The 16792-nt window shown below is 73.0% G+C and carries 15 protein-coding genes and 1 pseudogene; 11 read left to right on the top strand and 5 right to left on the bottom strand.

Going from position 1 to position 16792, the window contains the following annotated elements:
• Positions 1-16: 16 nt before the first annotated feature.
• Entirely contained in the window at positions 17-2410 is a 2394-nt protein-coding gene (locus BMY40_RS29095; protein WP_425443057.1) for a golvesin C-terminal-like domain-containing protein, read from the bottom strand.
• Positions 2411-3099: 689 nt separating this feature from the next.
• On the opposite strand from BMY40_RS29095, the gene BMY40_RS02080 reads away from it, so the two are divergent.
• Positions 3100-3540, top strand: coding sequence for a hypothetical protein (locus tag BMY40_RS02080; protein ID WP_245769786.1), 441 nt, complete (start codon positions 3100-3102; stop codon positions 3538-3540).
• Here the strand turns inward: BMY40_RS02080 and BMY40_RS02075 are convergent.
• The 3 genes and pseudogenes from BMY40_RS02075 to BMY40_RS02065 form a co-directional block, all read right to left on the bottom strand.
• Positions 3531-4205 carry a pirin family protein gene (locus tag BMY40_RS02075; protein ID WP_093654701.1) on the bottom strand — a complete coding sequence of 225 codons (675 nt, stop codon included), beginning with the start codon at positions 4203-4205 and terminating at the stop codon, positions 3531-3533. The two genes, BMY40_RS02080 and BMY40_RS02075, sit on opposite strands and share 10 nt — an antisense overlap.
• A gap of 50 nt (positions 4206-4255) precedes the next feature.
• Positions 4256-4543, bottom strand: a pseudogene (locus BMY40_RS02070) (hypothetical protein); the annotation flags it as partial.
• 316 nt (positions 4544-4859) lie between these two features.
• Positions 4860-5465: a CGNR zinc finger domain-containing protein gene (locus BMY40_RS02065; protein WP_093654699.1), complete on the bottom strand. Its 606-nt coding sequence runs from the start codon at positions 5463-5465 to the stop codon at positions 4860-4862.
• Positions 5466-5522: 57 nt separating this feature from the next.
• Here BMY40_RS02065 and BMY40_RS02060 point away from each other — a divergent pair, with 57 nt between their 5' ends.
• The 9 genes from BMY40_RS02060 (at position 5523) to BMY40_RS02020 (ending at position 14686) form a co-directional block, all read left to right on the top strand.
• Positions 5523-6770 carry an MFS transporter gene (locus BMY40_RS02060; RefSeq protein ID WP_281250713.1) on the top strand — a complete coding sequence of 416 codons (1248 nt, stop codon included), beginning with the start codon at positions 5523-5525 and terminating at the stop codon, positions 6768-6770.
• A 314-nt stretch (positions 6771-7084) separates the two neighbouring features.
• Complete coding sequence (locus BMY40_RS02055) at positions 7085-7600, top strand: lytic polysaccharide monooxygenase auxiliary activity family 9 protein (protein ID WP_093654697.1); 516 nt, start codon at positions 7085-7087, stop codon at positions 7598-7600.
• Positions 7601-8044: 444 nt separating this feature from the next.
• Positions 8045-8458, top strand: a complete 414-nt coding sequence (locus BMY40_RS02050) for a hypothetical protein (protein ID WP_245769785.1) — start codon at positions 8045-8047, stop codon at positions 8456-8458.
• Between the two features lie 229 nt (positions 8459-8687).
• Positions 8688-9623 carry an aldo/keto reductase gene (locus tag BMY40_RS02045; RefSeq protein ID WP_093654695.1) on the top strand — a complete coding sequence of 312 codons (936 nt, stop codon included), beginning with the start codon at positions 8688-8690 and terminating at the stop codon, positions 9621-9623.
• Between the two features lie 115 nt (positions 9624-9738).
• Complete coding sequence (locus BMY40_RS02040) at positions 9739-10941, top strand: PucR family transcriptional regulator (RefSeq protein ID WP_093654693.1); 1203 nt, start codon at positions 9739-9741, stop codon at positions 10939-10941.
• 100 nt (positions 10942-11041) lie between these two features.
• Positions 11042-11980 (top strand): ACP S-malonyltransferase, encoded by a 939-nt coding sequence (locus tag BMY40_RS02035; protein WP_093654692.1) that lies wholly within the window; start codon positions 11042-11044, stop codon positions 11978-11980.
• Positions 11981-12011: 31 nt separating this feature from the next.
• On the top strand, positions 12012-13016 hold the full coding sequence (locus BMY40_RS02030; RefSeq protein WP_093654690.1) for a ketoacyl-ACP synthase III: 1005 nt from the start codon (positions 12012-12014) through the stop codon (positions 13014-13016).
• A gap of 71 nt (positions 13017-13087) precedes the next feature.
• Complete coding sequence (locus BMY40_RS02025) at positions 13088-13336, top strand: acyl carrier protein (protein ID WP_093654688.1); 249 nt, start codon at positions 13088-13090, stop codon at positions 13334-13336.
• 87 nt (positions 13337-13423) lie between these two features.
• Positions 13424-14686 (top strand): beta-ketoacyl-[acyl-carrier-protein] synthase family protein, encoded by a 1263-nt coding sequence (locus BMY40_RS02020; RefSeq protein WP_093654686.1) that lies wholly within the window; start codon positions 13424-13426, stop codon positions 14684-14686.
• Between the two features lie 310 nt (positions 14687-14996).
• On the opposite strand, the gene BMY40_RS02015 is transcribed toward BMY40_RS02020, so the two are convergent.
• A complete protein-coding gene (locus BMY40_RS02015) occupies positions 14997-15491 on the bottom strand; it encodes a DUF3145 domain-containing protein (RefSeq protein ID WP_093654684.1) in 495 nt (164 codons plus the stop codon).
• A 342-nt stretch (positions 15492-15833) separates the two neighbouring features.
• Here BMY40_RS02015 and BMY40_RS02010 point away from each other — a divergent pair, with 342 nt between their 5' ends.
• Positions 15834-16781, top strand: a complete 948-nt coding sequence (locus tag BMY40_RS02010) for an SGNH/GDSL hydrolase family protein (protein WP_245769784.1) — start codon at positions 15834-15836, stop codon at positions 16779-16781.
• Positions 16782-16792 lie beyond the last annotated feature (11 nt).

Here is a 16792-nt window from a genome sequence, read left to right as displayed (position 1 = left end):
GAGTTGTTGCCGACGCTCAGCCATTTCTGGCCGACCCCCAGGACTCGATGGTGTCCTGGTTGGTGTCCGGCTGGGCGCTGGAGAGGGTGGTGTCGCTCTGCCCGGCCTGGATGAGCTTCATGGTGCGGCCGGCCTTGGGGATGCCCACGACCCGGGTGGGCGAACCGAGCAGCTCGCCGCTCTTGGTCTTGACCGCGATCTGGTAGTAGTACGACCGCCCGATCTCGTCCGCGTGGTCGGCGGGTGTCGGGGTCGCGGTGGTGTCCGTGAAGGACGTGACCGCCTTGTCCACCGGTGCGACCAGGGTGGCCGCCGACGGGGTGAAGGTCTGCTGGGTGGAGCGGTGCAGCTGGTACTCCACGATGTCCAGACCGGAGTCGCCGCTGGTGTTCTTGTACGCCTTCCAGTGCAGCTCCGGGCCGGTGCCGTGGACGACGGTCGGGGAGTCCAGCGCGGTGCCGGTCTTGCCCCAGGTGACGGTCAGCCGCGGGTAGGTCGAGGTCTCACCGCCGTAGTCGCCGTCGGCCGCCTCGTAGCGGGGGCCGCCCAGCGGGCCGGAGGAGGACTCGTCCCGCGCCTTGATCACGAAGCCGTGGTTGGCCGCGGTGCCCGAGACCCACTTCTGCACGGTGTCGGTGACGGGGAACTTGTGCCACTGGTTGTACTCGCCGACGTTCTTCCAGATCTCGGCCGGGTTCACCAGCCGCACCGCATCGGCGATGACGGCGGTGGAGGTGGAGGCCGGACCGTCCCCGAGCACGACCTTGCCGGTGGTGCCCTTGGTGAAGGGAAGCTGCTTGCCGCCGCCCAGTGAGGTCCACTGCCCGCCCGTGCCGGCCGACTGGTCCACGGTGTACGTCGCCGAGCCGTCGCGGTGGGTGACGGTGTAGGGGGCGTTCGTGGCGCGGTCGGTGGCCGCGACGTAGTGGACGTCCACCCGGTAAGTGGCGGTGTCCTCGACCTTCGGCTGCCAGGCGTAGGTGTCCCCGGCCGTGCCGTCCTTGTTGTAGCGGTAGTCGCCGCCGACGGCGTACTGCGTCAGCGTCGAGCCGGACGCGGGCCAGGAGCCGGAGGCGGCCGTGGCCGGGTCGCCGTCGTCGACCTGGACGCTGGTGCCCGACAGCTCGCCCACCAGCGAGCTGGTGCTGGACCAGGTCGCCGTCGACTCGTCCCACGCCCCGGTGGCCCGGTGCACCCGGACGGGCACGTCGGTGCCGCCGGTGGTGTGGGTCTGGTCGAAGTACATCTCCAGGCGGGCGGAGTCGACCTCCACCCCGGCGGGGATCTCGTCCAGCGGGAACTTGATCAGCGAGCGGGCGGTTCCGGTGTCGGTACGGCCGGCCGCGAGCTTCCAGTTGGCGTTGAAGTTGACCGACGGCTGGTCGGACAGGACCATCACGTCCTGCGACTGCGCCGGCGTGGGGGCGATGGAGACGGTGGGGTCGACGACCACCGGGTACCGCCGCTCCTTCGCCGCCAGCCAGTCGGCGTCCGGCGTCACCGTCAGCCGCCAGTCGTCGCCGTGGCGGGTGAGCTTCTGGGTGACGTCGTTGCTGTGTGCGTACCCGTAGGGCGAGGAGGCGTCCTTGCGCGCGTCGGTCATGTACGCGGCGGGGATCTCCATCACGGGCACGCCGGGGTGCTCGCCGTAGAAGGCGATCGAGCCGTCCTCGCGCGCCTTGGGCGTGAGCTTGTCGACGTCCAGGGTGAAGGTGAACGACACCGGCTCGTCGGGTCGTTCGGCCAGGGTGATGTTCTCCTTCACCCGGCCCGGGCCCACCTCGTAGGACAGGTCGGCTCCGGGCAGGGCGCCGGCGTAGGTGACGGTGTCACCCTCGGCCCTGGGCTTGAGCTTCGCGCCCGTCGCGTCCTGCAGGCCGATCGTCACGCCCTGGCCGGTCTCGTTGGCGAAGCGCATCAGGCGCCTGGGGTCGGAGCCGAACCAGCTGCGGCCGGTGTTGGCGGTGTTGGCGAACTCGAACCCCTCGGCGTCGCTGGGGCGCACCGCGGTGTCGATCGACTTCCACTCCGCCTTCTCGCCGGACCCGGAGCGGTAGGAGGTGGGGACGGCCGACAGTTCGGCCTCGACTCGCCCGTCGGAGAGCTGCCAGAACCGGGCGTGCGCGGTGCGCTTGCCGGTCAGCTCCTTGACGCGCTTCGCCGCCGGCGCCTTCTTCCCCCTGGGGAGCTTCTCGCGGCTGGGCAGCGCCGCCCTGCCGTCGGCGGGCGGGGCCGCCTCGCCGTCGTCCTCGTCGCCGGAGAACCAGTCCGCGACGGTGTCTACGACGCCCTTGCCGCCGTCGTCGCCGTCTCCGGACGCCGGGGCCGCGTACGCCACCTGCGGCAGCAGGGTGCCCATGACGGCCGACACGACGAGTCCGGAAAGCAGTCTTCGGTACCGCTTTCTCATCCTGCCGAATTCCTTTCCCGGCCGGCCCCGCGTCTCCCGCGCTCGCGTACGCGCGGAATGCGGGCAGGCCGAAGCAACCACCCCGGAAAACGGGGCGGCCTACGGACGGAACATGGCCGTGAAATCGGCGTTACGGCGTGGGGACTGGACGACGCACCCCCAGGAGGAACCCCTGGAAAGGGATTCCGCCAAGGAATGCGTCGCCCGCCGGTCACGACGGCTCTCGCAGCCGACGGAGGGTTCTACGCGTGTTTCAGATCCCCCGTCAAGCGTGCCGATATAAGGGGCACTTCGCAGGTTCGGCACCTCATCGCCGCAGACCAAGACGGACCGATGGGGCGGATTGGGATGCTTTGTTCCCTCACTGGCCACGGGCGTCGCGCATGGTGTAGAACGCCGTGTTCGCATGTCCGCGTTCTCGGAAGGGGATCGTCATGAGCAAGGACATGTCCGGGCCCCCGGACACACCGGACGAGGAAAAGGACCGCACGCGGGCGCATGCGCGGCCCGGGGAATCGCCCGGCCGCCCGGACAATCCGGCGCCGGATGTCCCGGAGGTCACGGAGGTCACCGGCAAGGCCGGAAGCGCGGAGAAATCCGATGCCACGGAAATCCCGGAAACCGGTCCCGCCGATTCCGCCGGCGGCGAAACCGCGGAGGGCACGTCCGAACGGGGCGTGGACCGGCGCGTGGTGGCCGTCGCCGCCGCCCTGGCGCTCGCCTGCGCCGGCCTCGTCGGCTACGGCGTCCTGAACACCGAGGACGAACCCGGGGAGCAGGCCGTCCCCACCGCCGAGGTCACCTACGAGGTCCGGGGGGAGGGCACGGCCGACATCACCTATCTAGCCCGCAGCGAGGCCGGGAAGGCGACCGTCGCCTCGGACGTGACGCTGCCGTGGAAGAAGACCGTGGAGGTGCCCCTGGGCAAGGAGCCCACCGTCAGCATCCTCCTCGGTGAGAAGGGCGGCGAGGCCAGTTGCGCCCTCGCCATCCGCGGCAGGCACGTCCAGCGCTCCACCGCCTTCGGGTCCTACGGGCGAGCCACCTGCTCCGGCGCGCTCCCGGCCCCGGAGCCGGCCGTACGGGATTCCGCCGTGGAGCCCGCCGTGGAGGGGCGGTCTCAGCCGTAGGACGGCTCGGAGTGCATCTCCCAGACCAGCGCCTCGGCCCCGGCCCCGCCTCCGGACGCCTCCAGCCCCTGCGCGTCCGTGATCCGCGCCGCGTCGCCCGCCTCCAGCGACTCACCGTCCAGGCGCAGCCCGCCGCGCACCACGTGCACGTACACCCACGGCGCGTCCGGCACCGCGGTGCGCTCCCCGGCGCCCAGCCGCCGCACGTGCAACACCGCGTCGGCACGGTCCAGGGCGTACGGGGTGCCGTCCGCTATGCCGCGCACGACCTCGTACTCCGCCTCGCCCCCGAACACCCCCGGCACCAGCCACATCTGCACGAACCGCAGCGGCTCGCCCCCCGCGTTGCGCTCCACGTGCCGGATGCCGCGGCCGGCGCTCAGCCGCTGCACGTCCCCGGGCCGCACGGTCACGCGGCGGCCGGCCGAGTCCTCGTGGGTCAGCTCTCCCTCGACCACCCACGAGACGATCTCCACGTCCGCGTGCGGGTGCTCGGCGAAGCCCGCGCCCGGTGCGAGGCGCTCCTCGTTGCAGGCGACCAGCAGCCCGAAGCGCGTGTTGGACGGCTCGTAGAAGCCGGAGAAGGAGAAGGCGTGCCGTGTCTCGATGCCGGCCGCCGGGTCCCCGCCCCGATAACGGTCCGCATCGCGCCATATGTGCAGCATTCCTCCACGGTACGCGGACGGCCGGACATCCCACACGACGGCCGCCGCCCTCACGCCGCCCGGCGGAACAGGGCCGTCCACAGGAAGGGTTCGCCGAAGCGGGGGGACTCGGGCGGTTCGCCGCGCATGCGGCGCGACTCGACCTCCGTCAGCCCGGAGAAGATCCGGCGCAGCGACTGCGGTGTGTAGGCCAGACCGCCGTGGAGGCCGGGTGGAACGGGCGAGCCGGAGTAGCTGGAGGAGCCGGACGGGCGGTACAGCTCGGCGTCCGGCAGCTCACAGCCCACTCCCCCGGGCCCGGCCCCGTACGCGACCGCCTGAAGGGGCCGGCCGGGGGCGGCCAGGGGCACACCCCCGGCCCGGTGAAGTCATTCGCCGGCATGCCCGCCGAAGACCGCCGCAGTGCCTTTCCCGGCCCGTCCGGAGCGGCTTTCCCCACGGATTCCGCGGGTCCCGCCGTGCGGACGAGCGGCCGGGCTCACCCACCTTGCGCAGGTCGCCGTCGCCGAAGACGGCGACCGCCGTGAGACTGCCGCTCAGCGCCCGGGCATATCGCGCGATGACCTCGCCGTCCGGCACCTGACCGCTTTCGGTCTCCGAGAGCACGCCCCTCGCTGACCGCCGCCGCTCTCGGAAGGCGGACGACTCTTCCGCTCACCTCGCGCCACCTCGCCCTTCCCGCCGGTCGGCCGGGTTGCCCTCCTCTTCCCTCCGGCGGCGGCGGTGGGCCGCGACGCGGGCGCGGGAGGCGCAGGTGGCGGAGCAGTAGCGGCGGGCGCTGCCGGGACCGGTGTCCAGGTAGTACGCGGAGCAGCCGGGGGCGGCGCACTCGCCCCAGGCGACGCGGCCGTACTCGGTGACGATCTGCGCCAGGGCCAGGGCGCTCGCGGCCAGGAACCAGTCGGCCCAGCCCGCGTCCTCGTCCCGGTCGACGTGGAGGTGCCAGGGGTCGCGTCCGCCGTGGTCGGTCAGGCGGGGGCGGGCACCGCACTCGGCGAGGATCGCGTTGAGTGCGCGGGCGGCCCGGCCGGTGTCGGTCTCGGCCAGTACGGCCGTCATACGGGCGACGGCGGAGCGCAGTTCGGCCGCGCAGGCCGGCGGGAACGCCTCCTCGGCGAGGTCCTCGGGCCGCTCACCGTGGCGGACGAGCAGTCCTGCCAGTTCCTCCCGGGGCAGCTCCGGGTCGGCGCGGAGGGCGTTGGCGAGATCGACCAGCCGCCGGGCCGGCTGGAATCCGCGTCCGGTGACCACGTCGTTCATATGTCTCTCCCCTCACCGCCCCGCACAGGGTAACGTCTTTTTCCAAAATGGCGTTACGTGTTGGAGGTGCCTGTGCGCCCGCACACCGGGCTGAGGCCCTATCTGGCCACCGCCTTCCTCGCGCGGCTCGCCGAGGAGGGCATGGCGGTGGCCGTGGTGATGCTGGCGCTGCACCGCACCGGCAGCGCCGCCCAGGGCGCGTTCGTGCTCACCGCCTGGATGGCGCCGCACGTACTGGCCGCGCCGCTGACGGGGGCGCTGGCCGAACGGGCCCGCGACCCCCGGCTGTTCTACCTGTGCGCGCTGGGCGGCCTCGCCGCCGGCATCGCGGCGCTGGCGGTGACAACCGGACGCGCGCCCCTGCCCGTGGTGCTGGCCGTCGCCGCCCTCGGCGGCGGTTGCGGTCCGGTGGCCACCGGCGGACTGTCCGCTCTGGTGGCCCGCCTGGTGCCCGAGGGGGCGGACCGCGACCGCGCATACGCCCTGGACGCGGCCACCTACAACGCCGTCTCGGTGGCCGGCCCCGCCCTGGTGAGCACGGTCGCCGCGCTGGCCTCGCCCGCCCCGGCCGTGGTGCTGCTGGCCGCTTCGGCGGCGGGCGCGGCCGTCACCGCGGCGGCGCTGCCGTACGGGCGGACGGACGCGGGCGCGGGCGCGGGCGGGAACGGGAACAGGGCCACGGCGCCCGGCCCGGAGTCCCGGACGGCGCTGCGGTCCGATCTCGGGGCCGGCCTGGCGACGGTGTGGCGCGTGCGGGAGCTGCGCGCGGTCACCGCAGCCACCTCCCTGGCCTTCGTCGGCGTCGGCGGCCTGACCACCACCGCGGTGCTCCTCGCCGGCGACCGGGGCCGCCCGGACGCCGGAGGCGTGCTGATGACGGCACTGGCGCTCGGGGCACTGGCGGGTTCCCTGGCGGTGGCCCGGTGGCTGCGCTCCTTCCCCGCCCGGCGCCTGGTCCCCTTCTGCCTGACCGGTGCGGGCCTGGGGCTGGCCGCCGCCGCTGCCGCGCCCTCGTTCGCCGTGCAGACGGCGCTGTTCGCGGTGGCGGGCGTCTTCGAGGGGCCGCTGCTGAGCGCCACGCTGCGCATCCGCGCCGACCACTCCCCGCCCGGGGTGCGGGCCCAGGTCTTCACCATCGGGGCCGGGCTGAAGATCTCGGCGGCGGCCTGCGGTTCGGCTCTCGCCGGGGCCGCGGCCGGGCTGCCGCCGTACCTCCCGCTGCTTGGCATCGCGGCCCTCCAGCTCGCCGCCGCCGGAGTGCACCTCCTCGCCCGGCCTCGCTTCCGCCCGGTCACAGCCGCATAGCCCGGGCGGGCACGCGGCCGCCTCGCGGGTCCGCGGATCCGTGCGGTCGACGGTGCCGGGTACCGGCCCGTCGCCCTCCAGCGAGGTTACGCGTCGGTTCGCGGAAGTAACGGTTCGTCCGCCCTACCCCTTGACCGAGGACCATCAAAGAGTATGGTCTAGACCAAGCAGGGAAAAGAAACGTGCCGCGGAGTGTCGTCTGCCGGTGCCCCCACGATCGGTCGCCGCGCCCACGCGAGTGCGCTTCCTCGTCCTTGCGCTGCCCAGGTGAGGCCCGTCGGGGGAAATCCGGGCCTCCGACCGAAGGAGCCGACATGAAGAACAGGAAGATGCTCGCCGCGGCGATCGGAGCGGGAATGGCACCGCTTCTCGCCGTGACCCTGCCGGCCGGTACCGCGAACGCGCACGGTTACGTCTCCTCGCCCCCGAGCCGGCAGGCCCAGTGCGCCGCGGGAATCGTCCCCTGCGGCCCGATCAAGTACGAACCGCAGAGCGTCGAGGGCCCCAAGGGCCTGATGAGCTGCAGCGGCGGTAACGCCGCATTCGCCGAACTCGACAACGACGGAAAGGGCTGGCGAGTCACCCCGGTCAGCCGCACCACAAGCTTCAACTGGCGCCTGACGGCGCGCCACGCCACCAGCACCTGGCAGTACTACGCGGGCGGCCGGAAGATCGCGGAATTCGACGACGGCGGCGCACGGCCGGGTTCGACCGTCACCCACCAGGTGAACTTCGGCAGCCTGACGGGGAAGCAGAAGGTGCTCGCGGTGTGGAACATCGCCGACACCCCGAACGCCTTCTACGCCTGCGTGGACGTTTCCATCCGCTGACGCGGGGGCCGGTGGCCGCCTCCGCCGGCCGGCCGGCACCGGGGCGTGGTGGGCGGCACAGCGCCCATCACGCCCCTCCGGCAGCGCCGGCCGCGGCCTTCCCCGGGCCCACCGCCCGGCGTTCCCGGCGTTCCGGGCGTCCGGTGTCCGGGCGGAGCCCGGCACGCCGGTGATCACCGGCACGGGAAGCGCTCGTATGAACCGCGGGTACGGCGGTTTCACCGGCGAGCACCGAATCACGGGAGAGTGCGGACGATGTCGAAGAATTCCGACGGGCGGAGTCCTCTCCGAAGTTCTCCCCTCCCGGGGGAAAGCGGAGCTCTCTCGGAGCGAACGGAGCACGCACACGGAACCGCCGCCCCGGGAGATTCGCGAAGAGCCGTCCGCTTACGCGGTCTGGCCGGCCGGTTCCAGTGCCACGGCACCGCGATCCTGAGGATTTCGGTGGGTCTGGTGTTCCTCTGGTTCGGGGCACTGAAGCTGTTTCCGGCGACCAGCCCCGCGGAAGGTGTCGCCGTCAGAGCGGCCATGAAACTCACCTTCGGTCTGATGCAGCCGGACACGGTGCGTATGTCACTGGCGCTGTGCGAATTGGCGATCGGGACCGGGCTCACCACGGGATTCCTCCTCCGCCCGGCTCTCGCGGCTTTCTTCGCCCATATGACCGGGGTGTTCTCCGCACTCTTCGTCCTTCCCGGCGAGATGTGGCAGAGCGACTCGGTGGTACCGACCATGGAGGGGCAGTACATCATCAAGAACGTCGTCCTGGTCGCCGCCTGTCTCACCGTGGCGGCCGACGAACTGAGTCGTCCGAGAACGAGGCGGGGCTTCGCGTTCGGGAAGTCGCGACCCCTGTAAGACCGTCGGTCCGTGCGGGGCACGGGCGGCCGGGCTGCCGCCGCACCTGCCGCTGCCTGGCACCGCGGCCCTCCGGCTCGTCGCCGGGCTCCACCGCCTCCTCCGGCCCCGCTCCCCGCCCCGCGCCCCCACAGCCGCATAGCCTGGGCGGGCACGCAGCCGCACACCGGGGAGGCCGACGACCGTGACCTTGGATCCCGCTCGCCCGCACCGCACGCCTGCCTCGCGGATGGGGCTGGGGCTGGCCGCCGTGGGCCGTCCCGGCTACATCAACCTCGGGCGCGGGCGCGATCTGCCCACCGGGCGGACGGTGGCTCAGCTGCGCCGCCGCACCTGCGAACTGCTCGACCTCGCCTGGGAGTCGGGGGTGCGCTACATCGACACCGCACGTTCCTACGGCCGCGCCGAGGAGTTCCTCGCCGACTGGCTGCGCGCCGGCGGCGACCGGCGCGAGGAACTGGTCGTGGGCAGCAAGTGGGGCTACACCTACACCGCCGACTGGTCGGTGGACGCGCCCGTGCACGAGGTCAAGGACCACAGCCCGGCCACCTACGACCGGCAGCTCGCCGAGACCCGGGCCCTGCTCGGCGACCGGCTGGACCTGTACCAGGTCCACTCCGTCACCCCCGGCAGCCCCGCCCTCACCGACGCGGCCCTGCACCGCCGGCTGGCCGCGCTCGCCGCCGAGGGCGTCACCGTGGGGGTGAGCACCAGCGGGCCGGACCAGGGGGAGGCCGTACGGGCCGCGCTGGAGGTCACCGTGGACGGTGAGCCGCTCTTTTGCAGCGTGCAGGCCACCTGGAACCTCCTGGAGCCGTCGGCCGGGCCCGCCCTGGCCGAGGCGTACGAGGCGGGCCGCACGGTCATCGTCAAGGAGGGGCTGGCCAACGGGCGGCTGCTGGAGCCCGGTTCCCGCCCCCTGGCCGTCCTGGAGACGGTCGCCCGCGAGACGGGCGCGTCCCCCGACGCCGTCGCGCTGGCCGCGGTCCTGCACCGGCCGTGGGCGGGCACCGTCCTGTCCGGCGCGGCGACCGCCGGACAACTGGAGAGCAACCTGCGCGCGGTGGAGGTGCGCCTGGACGAGGGGCACCTGGCCCGGCTGGCCGGGCTCGCCGAGGCGCCGGGCGAGTACTGGGCCCGCCGCTCCCGGCTCCCCTGGGCCTGACACGGGCCCAGGGGCCGGCCCCGGCCGCGTCCCCACCCCCGCCGCTACCCCCTTTCGTTGTACGGATCCGACACCCGCCACCCATACGGCCGTACCAATAGGGCAGTCTTGTCCCGTGCCAGAACCCACTCAGACACCAGCACCCGACAAGCAGCGCCCCCATCCGCACCCCGCGACGCTGCGGCGGCTGGAGCAGTCCTCCGGCAAGCTGGCCGCCGCGGCCCTCACGCGCATGGGGGAGCAACTGCCCTGGTACCGGGCGATGCCGCCGGAGAACCGGTCGTGGATCGGCCTGGTGGCGCAGGCGGGCATCGCGGCGTTCACCGAGTGGTTCCGGCACCCCGAGACGCCCCAGGCGATCAGTACGGACGTGTTCGGCACCGCGCCGCGCGAACTGACGCGGGCGATCACGCTGCGGCAGACCGTGGAGATGGTCCGCACCACCATCGAGGTCGTGGAGGCGGCGATCGACGAGGTCGCCGCGCCCGGGGACGAGAGCGTGCTGCGCGAGGCGCTGCTGGTCTACGCCCGCGAGATAGCCTTCGCCACCGCCCAGGTGTACGCGCAGGCCGCCGAGGCGCGCGGCGCGTGGGACGCGCGGCTGGAGTCGCTGGTGGTCAACGCGGTGCTCTCCGGGGAGGCCGACGAGGGGGCCGTCTCCCGCGCCGCGGCGCTGGGCTGGAGCTCCCCCGAGCATGTGACCGTCGTGCTGGGCACCGCGCCCGACGGGGACAGCGAGCTGACGGTGGAGGCGATCCGGCGCGCCTCCCGGCACGCCAAACTCCAGGTGCTGACCGGGGTGCTGGGCGACCGGCTGGTGGTCATCGCCGGCGGCTCGGACGATCCGCTGCACGTCGCCAAGTCGCTGATCGGCCCGTTCGCCGCGGGCCCGGTGGTGGCCGGCCCCGTGGTGGGCGACCTGCTGTCGGCGACGCGTTCGGCGCAGGCCGCCGCCGCCGGGCTGAAGGCGTGCGCCGCGTGGCCGGACGCGCCGCGCCCGGTGCTGGCGGACGATCTCCTGCCCGAGCGCGCGATGGCCGCGGATCCCACCGCGCGCGCACTGTTGGTGGAGGAGATCTACAGACCGCTCCAGGAGGCCGGAGCCGCTCTCCTGGAGACCTTGAGTGTTTATCTGGAACAGGCGAGCAGTCTGGAGGGGGCCGCGCGGATGCTGTTCGTGCACCCCAACACCGTTCGCTACCGGCTGCGACGTGTGACGGACGTCACCGGATGGTCTCCCTCGGACGTCCGTTCGGCGTTCACGCTGCGCGTCGCGCTGATCCTGGGTCGTCTGGCAGACGGGGGCGGGCAGATATAGTCATGCCCATCGGTTTTGTCGGCCTCCCACAATTCCCCTGACCGTTCTTCGTGCTGGTCCCCACCGGCGTGGACCTCCGTCGACAAGAGAGAGTGTGAGAGTGCTCGTACTCGTCGCTCCCGGACAGGGCGCCCAGACGCCCGGTTTCCTGACTCCCTGGCTCGAACTCCCCGGTGTCGCCGACCGGCTGCGTGAGTGGTCGGCCGCCATCGACCTGGACCTGGTGCACTACGGCACCGAGGCGGACGCCGAGCGGATCCGCGACACGGCCGTGGCCCAGCCGCTGCTGGTGGCCGCGGGACTGGTCTCCGCGCAGGCGCTGCTGGAGGGCGTCCCGCTGGACTCCCTCGGCGCCGTCGCGGGCCACAGCGTGGGCGAGCTGACCGCCGCCGCGATCGGTGAAGTCCTCACCCCCGAGGCCGTGATGGCGCTGGTGCGCACCCGCGGCCGGGCGATGGCCGAGGCCGCCGCCGTCACCCCGACCGGTATGGCCGCCGTCATCGGCGGGGACCCGGAGACGGTGACGGCGCATCTGGAGCGGCTGGGCCTGACCGCGGCCAACGTCAACGGCGCCGGCCAGATCGTCGCCGCCGGCACCGTGGAGCAGCTCGCCGCCCTGGCCGAGGAGAAGCCGGAGGGGGCGCGGATGGTCAAGGCGCTGTCCGTCGCGGGCGCCTTCCACACCCATCACATGGCCCCGGCCGTCGACGCGCTGGCCGAGGCCGTCGAGGGCGTGGCCCCCAAGGACCCGCGCGTGCCCTACGTCTCCAACCGGGACGGGCAGGCGGTCGCCGACGGCGGCGAGATCGTGCGGCGGCTGGTGCGGCAGGTCGCCGGACCGGTGCGCTGGGACCTGTGCATGGAGACGTTCAAGGCGATGGGCGTCACCGCGCTGATCGAGGTGTGCCCCGGCGGCACCCTCACCGGCCTGGCCAAGCGCGCCCTGCCGGGTGTGAGGACCCTGGCCCTGAAGACCCCCGAGCACCTCGACGCGGCCCGTGAGCTGATCGCCGAGCACGCCTCTCCCACGGCCCAGTAGCCGGACAGCAGTCGATAGGAGCTCCGAGAGCATGACCGCGAAGATCAGGCCCGCGAAGGGCGCGCCGTACGCGCGCATCCTCGGTGTCGGCGGCTACCGTCCGACCCGTGTGGTGCCCAACGAGGAGATCCTCAAGCACATCGACTCGTCCGACGAGTGGATCCGCTCCCGTTCGGGCATCACCACCCGGCACTGGGCCGGACCGGAGGAGACCGTCGCCGAGATGACGCTCGCCGCGGCGGGCAAGGCGGTGGCGGACGCCGGGATCGGCCCCGAGCGGATCGGCGCGGTCGTGATCTCGACCGTCTCCCACTTCAAGCAGACGCCCTCGATCGCCACCGAGGTCGCCCACCGCCTGGGCACCGGCAAGGCCGCCGCGTTCGACATCTCCGCGGCCTGCGCGGGCTTCGGCTACGGCCTGACCATCGCCAAGGGCCTGGTGGTGGAGGGCAGCGCGGAGTACGTGCTGGTCGTCGGCGTCGAACGGCTGTCGGACCTGACGGACCTGACGGACCGCACCACCGCCTTCCTCTTCGGCGACGGCGCCGGAGCGGTCGTCGTCGGCCCGTCCGAGGAGCCCGGCATCGGCCCCGCGGTGTGGGGTTCGGAGGGCGACAAGGCGGACGTCATCTCGCAGACCGTGCCGTGGGACGACTACCGCGAGGGCGAGGTCGAGAAGTTCCCGGCGATCCGCCAGGAGGGCCAGACGGTCTTCCGCTGGGCCGTCTTCGAGATGGCCAAGGTCGCCCAGCAGGCGCTGGAGGCGGCCGGCATAACCGCCGACGACCTGGACGTCTTCATCCCGCACCAGGCCAACATGCGGATCATCGACTCGATGGTGAAGACCCTCAAACTGCCGGAGCACGTCACGGTCGCCCGCGATGTGGAGACCACCGGCAACACCTCGGCCGCCTCCATTCCGCTCGCCATGGAGCGGCTGCTGGCGACCGGGCAGGCGAAGAGCGGGGACACCGCACTCGTCATCGGCTTCGGGGCGGGTCTCGTCTACGCGGCGACGGTCGTTACCCTCCCCTAGCCGGATGTTCCGCATCGCAGCACACCGGACCGCAACACACCACGCGTAACACAACACGAAGGAGCGCCACCATGGCCGCCACCAAGGAAGAGATCGTCGAGGGTCTCGCCGAGATCGTCAACGAGATCGCAGGCATCCCGACCGAGGACGTCCAGCTGGAGAAGTCCTTCACCGACGACCTGGACGTCGACTCGCTGTCCATGGTCGAGGTCGTCGTCGCCGCCGAGGAGCGCTTCGGCGTCAAGATCCCGGACGACGACGTCAAGAACCTCAAGACCGTCGGCGACGCGGTGGACTACATCCTCAACCACCAGGACTGACCGGTCCGCACGCCCGTTGAAGCGTTTGTCGCCACCCGTTCCGCGGTGGCGGATGACCGCACTTCCCCTACCAGTGGAGAAATTCCTGTGAACGCGACCCACCACACCGTGGTCGTCACCGGTATCGGCGCAACCACACCGCTGGGTGGCGACAGCGCATCGACGTGGGAGGGCCTGCTCGCCGGCCGCTCCGGGGTCAGGGCCCTGGAGCGGGAGTGGGCGGCCGAACTGCCCGTGAGGATCGCCGCGCAGGCGGCGGTCGACCCGTCCGAGGTCCTGCCCCGTCCGCTCGCCCGCAAGCTGGACCGCTCGGCGCAGTTCGCGCTGATCGCGGCCCGCGAGGCGTGGGCGGACGCCGGTTTCGAGGGCAGGGCCGGGGAGAACGGCCAGGTGGACCCGGGCCGGCTCGGCGCCGTCGTCGCCTCCGGCATCGGCGGCGTCACCACCCTGCTCGACCAGTACGACGTGCTCAAGGAGAAGGGCGTACGCCGCGTCTCCCCGCACACCGTGCCGATGCTGATGCCCAACGGCCCCTCGGCCAACGTGGGCCTGGAGGTGGGCGCCCAGGCGGGCGTGCACACCCCGGTCAGCGCCTGCGCCTCGGGCGCCGAGGCGGTGGGCTACGCCGTGGAGATGATCCGCACCGGACGCGCCGACGTGGTCGTCGCGGGCGGCACCGAGGCGGCCATCCACCCGCTGCCCATCGCGGCGTTCGCCAACATGATGGCGCTGTCGAAGAACGAGGGGGACCCGGAGAAGGTCTCGCGCCCCTACGACAAGGCCCGCGACGGCTTCGTGCTCGGCGAGGGCGCGGGCGTCGTGGTGCTGGAGTCGGCCGAGCACGCGGCCCGGCGCGGCGCGAAGGTCTACTGCGAGGTGCTGGGCCAGGGCCTGTCCGCGGACAACCACCACATCGCGCAGCCCGAGCCGACCGGCCGGGGCATCTCCGACGCCCTGCAGAGCCTGCTGGAGGCCACCGGCCTGAAGCCCTCGGAGGTCGCGCACCTGAACGCGCACGCCACCTCCACCCCGCAGGGCGACGTCGCCGAGATCAAGGCGCTGCGCAAGGTGCTGGGCTCCGACCTGGACCACGTGGCCATCTCCGCCACCAAGTCCATGACCGGTCACCTGCTGGGCGGCGCGGGCGGCATCGAGACGGTGGCGACGGTGCTGGCGCTGCACCACCGCACGGCGCCGCCGACCATCAACGTCGACGACCTGGACGAGGAGATCGACGCCGACATCGTGACCGGCGGACCGCGCTCGCTGGGCGAGGGCCCGCTGGTGGCGATCAACAACTCCTTCGGCTTCGGCGGCCACAACGTCGTCGTGGCCTTCCGCACGGCGTGAACACCGCCTGAGCACGGCCTGAACAGGCCTGAGCACCGCCCGAGGGCCCGCCGGACACCGTCCGGCGGGCCCTCGGGCGTGCGGAGGACACGGAGCCGGGCGGGAGTCGGTCACAGAAGGCGGAGGCCGGGCCGGCGCGGGAGGCCGTGAGCCGTCACCGCGCCCGTGGCACCGGCGCCGGGGGACGGGCGGGCACCGTCCGGTCCGCCGGGCTCGGCCGTGCGGGGCGTACGGTCCGGGTGGGGCGTACGGCCCGGGTGGGCTCCGGGCCCGGTGGGTACGGCCGCGTCGCCGCGCGGCCGCCCCGGTGTCAGACCACCTGGTGCAGCCAGCGCACCGGGGCGCCCTCGCCCGCGTAGCGGAAGGGCTCCAGCTCGTCGTCCCAGGGCTTGCCCAGGAGCTTGGAGATCTCGGCCTCCAGCTCGGTCTCGCCGCGCGCGGCGCGGTCCACGGCGGCACGCAGCCGGTCCTCGGGGATGAGGATGTCGCCGTGCATGCCGGTGACCGCGTGGAAGATGCCCAGCTCGGGAGTGGAGCTGTAGCGCTCGCCCTCCGCGGTGGAGCAGGGCTCGGAGGTCACCTCGAAGCGGAGCATGCGCCAGCCGCGCAGCGCGGAGGCGAGTTTCGAGGCGGTGCCCGGCTCACCCTGCCAGGACAGCTCCGCACGCCAGGTGCCCGGTGAGGCGGGCTGCTTGATCCAGTCGAGGCTGACGCGGGCGCCGAGTACTCCCGCCACGGCCCACTCGACGTGCGGGCACAGCGCGCGGGGGGCGGAGTGGACGTACAGAACTCCACGTGTCGTCACCGGGACCTCCTGTGTGGTTCGAGTGCGACCTTCCGTGGCGGCCTCGAATCCCTGCCGGCCATGCGCCGGGTCACCGGTTGACATCTTGTCCCATCGGTCACGTGTCCTCCGGCTCCCGAAGTTACGAACAGTAAACACTATCCGTGCCGATTCTCCCTAAAAGGGACAGCAAGTGACGCGATGTAATCTGTCAAACGTGTCCGGCGGCCATTTTCGGACCGTCATGGCAAAAGCTACCGTGCCACGGCACCCATGGGGTGACGTACCGTCGGCCGAGGCGGTCAACCCACCCGTCCGAACCATCACCCCACCGGGACACAGGACGGAACGGAGGGAGTACACGTGCGAGACAACACGCCGTCCGGCCGTCCACCGGCCGGACGTGCCCGCCGCGCGGGGCTGCCGGCCGCCGTCTGCGCCGCGGTCGCCGCCACCGTGGCCCTCGTCGTGTTCGCCGTGTCGTGCGACGGCTCCGGCGGTGGTGCGCCGCACTCCCGGGGCGCGTCCGCCGGCGCCCGCCCCTCCCCCTCTCCGTCGACCTCCCCCTCGTGGGACACCGGCCCGGATTCGCTGGCGGCCCTGGGCGACTCCATCACCCGCGCCTTCGACGCCTGCTCACTGCTGGACGACTGCCCCGAGGCCTCCTGGGCCACCGGCACCTCCCCGGAGGTGGACAGCCTGGCGCGGCGGCTGGGCGTCCCGGCCGCCGCGACCTGGAACCACGCGCGCTCCGGCGCCCTGATGGCCGAGCTGCCCGCCCAGGCCCGCGAGGCGGCGGCGCACCGGCCGGAGCTGGTGACGGTGCTGATCGGCGCGAACGACGCCTGCCGGCCGACGGTGGAGCGGATGACGCCGGTGGAGGAGTTCCGCGCCGACTTCGCCGAGGCGCTGCGCACCCTTCGCCGGGCCTCGCCGAAGACCCAGGTGTACGTGGCCGGCGTGCCGGACCTGGAGCGGCTGTGGTCCCTGGGCCGGTCCCACCCGGTGGCCGCGCAGGTGTGGAAGCTCGGCATCTGCCCGTCGATGCTGGGCGGTGCGCAGACCTCGGACGCCGCGGCGGCGGAGCGGCGGGCGAAGGTGTCGGCGCGGGTGCGGGCGTACAACGCCGCGCTGGCGGAGGTCTGCGAGCGCGACGCGCGCTGCCGGCACGACGGCGGGGCGGTGCACGGCTACCGCTTCACCGCCCGCGAGCTGAGTGCCTGGGACTGGTTCCACCCCGGACCGGAAGGCCAGCGCGCGCTCGCCGAGATCGCCCACCGGCAGGTCACCGCCGAGCGTCCGCCCGCCTGAGCGGCGGAAAT

The sequence above is a fragment of the Streptomyces radiopugnans genome, from assembly GCF_900110735.1.
GTDB lineage: Bacteria > Actinomycetota > Actinomycetes > Streptomycetales > Streptomycetaceae > Streptomyces > Streptomyces radiopugnans.
This window is presented reverse-complemented; position numbering and strand designations above follow the sequence as displayed.

Excerpts from the sequence above, each read along its gene's own strand:
- BMY40_RS29095 (WP_425443057.1), bottom strand. The coding sequence starts at position 2,410 with ATGAGAAAGCGGTACCGAAGACTGCTTTCCGGACTCGTCGTGTCGGCC.
- BMY40_RS02075 (WP_093654701.1), bottom strand. The coding sequence starts at position 4,205 with ATGCTGCACATATGGCGCGATGCGGACCGTTATCGGGGCGGGGACCCG.
- BMY40_RS02065 (WP_093654699.1), bottom strand. The coding sequence starts at position 5,465 with ATGAACGACGTGGTCACCGGACGCGGATTCCAGCCGGCCCGGCGGCTG.
- BMY40_RS02055 (WP_093654697.1), top strand. The coding sequence starts at position 7,085 with ATGAAGAACAGGAAGATGCTCGCCGCGGCGATCGGAGCGGGAATGGCA.
- BMY40_RS02045 (WP_093654695.1), top strand. The coding sequence starts at position 8,688 with ATGGGGCTGGGGCTGGCCGCCGTGGGCCGTCCCGGCTACATCAACCTC.
- BMY40_RS02030 (WP_093654690.1), top strand. The coding sequence starts at position 12,012 with ATGACCGCGAAGATCAGGCCCGCGAAGGGCGCGCCGTACGCGCGCATC.
- BMY40_RS02025 (WP_093654688.1), top strand. The coding sequence starts at position 13,088 with ATGGCCGCCACCAAGGAAGAGATCGTCGAGGGTCTCGCCGAGATCGTC.